This is a genomic window from Pedococcus sp. P1_H8 (assembly GCF_056405175.1).
Genome location: NZ_JBFUCP010000464.1, coordinates 1 through 362, shown reverse-complemented (window position 1 = coordinate 362; position 362 = coordinate 1). Strand labels below are relative to the sequence as shown.

The 362-nt window shown below is 61.3% G+C and carries 1 protein-coding gene and 1 pseudogene; both read right to left on the bottom strand.

Going from position 1 to position 362, the window contains the following annotated elements; all coding sequences use genetic code 11:
* A pseudogene (gene rplC, locus AC1DYG_RS20865) lies at positions 1–184 on the bottom strand (50S ribosomal protein L3); the annotation flags it as partial.
* Positions 185–204: 20 nt separating this feature from the next.
* A partial coding sequence (gene rpsJ / locus AC1DYG_RS20860; RefSeq protein ID WP_477641731.1) for a 30S ribosomal protein S10 occupies positions 205–362 on the bottom strand: 158 nt, incomplete at its 5' end.

Genomic DNA, 362 nt, shown 5'->3' with positions numbered 1-362 from the left:
GGTCGATGGCGCCGAACGCGAGCTGCACGGCGCTGTAGCCGTCACGCTCTTCGGTACGGATCTGGGTGACGACGTTGGGCCCAGCCTTGACGACGGTCACCGGGACGACCCGGTTGTTCTCGTCGAAGACCTGGGTCATGCCGAGCTTCGTGCCCAGGATTCCCTTGATCTTGTTCTCAGTCATTGTTTTTGTCTCCGCCGCGCTCACTGGATGTTGACATCAACGCTGGCCGGCAGATCGATGCGCATGAGGGCATCGACTGTCTTGGGCGTCGGGTCGAGGATGTCAATCAGCCGCTTGTGGGTACGCATCTCGAAGTGCTCGCGCGAGTCCTTGTACTTGTGCGGCGAGCGGATGACGC